Here is a 2,714-nt window from a genome sequence, read left to right on the forward strand (position 1 = left end):
GATGGCGACCGCCGCCGCGCTCGGGCACGCCCTCGGCCTCCCGGTGTACCCGGTCTGCAGCCTCGACGCGCTGGCCGCGGACGTCACCTCCGCCGAGCCGTTCCTGGTGTGCACCGACGCCCGCCGCCGCGAGGTCTACTGGGCCGCCTACGACGGCGCCGGGAACCGCACCGACGGCCCGCACGTCCAGCGTCCCGCCGACCTCGGGGCCGACGTCAAGGTGGCCGCCGGCGACGGCGCCGTGCTGTACGCGGAGGCGCTCGGCGTCCAGCCGATCGAGCCGCGCTTCCCGTCGCCCGCCGGGCTGGTGAAGGCCGCCCGGAGCGAGTTGCTGGCGAAGGCGGAGCCGGCCCCGCTGACCCCGCTCTACCTGCGCCGCCCGGACGCCGCCGAGCCCACCGCGCCGAAACGGGTGACCGCGAGGTGAGACTCGAGCCGCTGCGCCGCCGGGACATCGCCCGGTGCGTCGAGATCGAGCAGATCCTCTTCCCGGGCGACGACCCCTGGACGTCCCGCGCCTTCCACTCCGAGCTGGACGCCGGCCACTTCTACCTCGCCGCGCGCCCGGACGAGGGCGACGAGCTGCTCGGCTACGCCGGGCTGGCCGTCGTCGGGCGCCGCCGCGGCGAGTACGAGTCGACCGTGCACACCATCGGCGTCGCCCCGGAGCACCAGGGCAAGGGGATCGGCAAGGCGCTGCTTCGCGCGCTGCTGGAGCGGGCCGACGAGTTCGAAGCACCGGTCTTCCTCGAGGTCCGCACGGACAACACGACGGCACTCGCCTTGTACGAGAGCCACGGTTTCGAACGGCTCGGCATCCGGAAGCGCTACTACCAGCCTTCCGGCGCCGACGCGTACACGATGGTCCGCCCCGCGCGGACGCGAGACGGGGTGGCGGGCTGATGTCACGCATCATCATGGGCATCGAGAGCTCGTGCGACGAGACGGGCGTCGGCCTGGTCCGCCTGCACGACGACGGCACGGTCGAGCTGCTCGCCGACGAGGTGGCGTCCAGCGTCGAGCAGCACGCGCGCTTCGGCGGCGTGGTGCCGGAGGTCGCGAGCCGCGCGCACCTCGAAGCGATGGTCCCGACGACCACGCGGGCCTTCGAGAAGGCCGGGCTCGCACTGTCCGATGTGGACGCCATCGCGGTGACGGCGGGCCCGGGACTGGCGGGCGCGCTGCTCGTCGGCGTCTCGGCGGCGAAGGCGTACGCGACGGCGCTGGACGTGCCGCTCTACGGCGTCAACCACCTGGCCGGGCACATCGCGGTGGACACGCTGCAGCACGGGCCGCTGCCCACGCCGTGCCTGGCGCTGCTGGTGTCCGGCGGGCACACGCAGCTGCTGCGCGTCGACGACATCGCGTCGTCGATCACCGAGCTGGGGTCCACTGTGGACGACGCGGCGGGCGAGGCGTACGACAAGGTCGCGCGCGTGCTCGGCCTGCCGTACCCGGGCGGCCCGCCGATCGACAAGGCGGCGAAGAACGGCGACCCGGCGGCGATCGCGTTCCCGCGCGGGATGACCGGCCCGCGCGACGCGAAGAACGACTTCTCCTTCTCCGGCTTGAAGACGGCCGTGGCCCGCTGGGTCGAAGGCGCGTCCCGGCGCGGCGAGGAGATCCCGGTGGACGACGTCGCGGCGTCGTTCCAGGAGGCCGTCGCGGACGTGCTGACGATGAAGGCGGTCCGCGCGGCGAAGGAGCAGGGGATCGGCACCATCGTGATTTCCGGTGGCGTGGCGGCGAACTCGCGGCTGTCGGGCCTGGCGGCCGAGCGCTGCGCGGCGGCGGGCATCGAGCTGCGCGTCCCGCGCCCCCGCCTGTGCACGGACAACGGCGCGATGATCGCGGCGCTGGGCGCGCACGTGGTGGCGGCGAAGCGCCCGACGGCGGCGCTGGACTTCAGCGCGAACCCGGCCCTCCCGGTGAACGTGGTTTCGCTCTAGGAAGCGACAGCCTGGTTGCGCGCCGGGGAGCCGACGCCGAGCAACTCCTCGATCGCGGCCACCGCCAGCGTCGCCGCATTGCCTTCGCCGTAGGGGTTTCCGACCTGCGCCGGCCGCAGTTCGCCGCTCAGCAGGTGGGCCGCCGTGTCGGCGATGCGCTCGGTGTCGGTGCCGACCAGCCACGCGCAGCCCGCCTCGACGACCTCGACGCGCTCGGTCACGTCGCGCAGCACCAGCACCGGGGTGCCGAACGTCGGCGCCTCCTCCTGGATGCCGCCCGAGTCCGTCAGCACCAGCGACGCCAGCCGCAGGGCGCGGACCAGGTCCGGGTACTCGAGCGGGTCGGTGACCGTCACCCGCGGCAGGCCGTCCAGCGCCGCGTCCACCTGGGCGCGGACCTGCGGGTTCGGGTGCGCCGGGAACAGCACCTGCACGTCCGGGTGCTCGGCGACGATCAGCTGCACCGCCGCCAGCGTCCGCTCGAGCGGCTCGCCCCAGGACTCCCGGCGGTGCGACGTCACGAGCACCAGCCGCTCGCCCGCCTCGGCGATTTCCATCTCCAGCAACGCCAGCGCCGTGTCGCGGGCCGGCAGGTCGCGGGCCGCGATCTCCAGCACGGCGTCGACGACCGTGTTGCCGGTGACCGCGATGCGTTGCCGCGCAACGCCTTCCGCGCGCAGCTCGGCGGCCGCGCCGAGGGTCGGCGCCAGGTGCAGCGCCGCGAGCCGCGACACCATCTGGCGCGCGCCCTCCTCGGGGAACGGC

General features: G+C 74.5%; 4 protein-coding genes. 3 read left to right on the plus strand and 1 reads right to left on the minus strand.

Annotation, left to right across the window (positions count from 1 at the left end; genetic code table 11):
- The 3 genes from tsaB to tsaD all read left to right on the plus strand — a co-directional run.
- Window positions 1-427: tRNA (adenosine(37)-N6)-threonylcarbamoyltransferase complex dimerization subunit type 1 TsaB (gene tsaB, locus G3I65_RS44220; protein ID WP_160701402.1), on the plus strand; the 427-nt coding region annotated here is incomplete at its 5' end.
- Window positions 424-903 carry a ribosomal protein S18-alanine N-acetyltransferase gene (rimI, locus tag G3I65_RS44225; RefSeq protein WP_160701403.1) on the plus strand — a complete coding sequence of 160 codons (480 nt, stop codon included), beginning with the start codon at window positions 424-426 and terminating at the stop codon, window positions 901-903. The genes tsaB and rimI, both read left to right, overlap by 4 nt.
- Window positions 903-1,949, plus strand: coding sequence for a tRNA (adenosine(37)-N6)-threonylcarbamoyltransferase complex transferase subunit TsaD (gene tsaD, locus G3I65_RS44230; RefSeq protein WP_160701404.1), 1,047 nt, complete (start codon window positions 903-905; stop codon window positions 1,947-1,949). Before rimI ends, tsaD begins: the two co-directional genes overlap by 1 nt.
- Here the strand turns inward: tsaD and wecB are convergent.
- The coding region (wecB, locus tag G3I65_RS44235; RefSeq protein ID WP_160701405.1) for a non-hydrolyzing UDP-N-acetylglucosamine 2-epimerase at window positions 1,946-2,714 on the minus strand (769 nt) is incomplete at its 5' end. The genes tsaD and wecB overlap by 4 nt on opposite strands.

Origin of the sequence: Amycolatopsis sp. SID8362, assembly GCF_010550475.1 — a bacterium.
GTDB classification, from domain to species: domain Bacteria; phylum Actinomycetota; class Actinomycetes; order Mycobacteriales; family Pseudonocardiaceae; genus Amycolatopsis; species Amycolatopsis eburnea.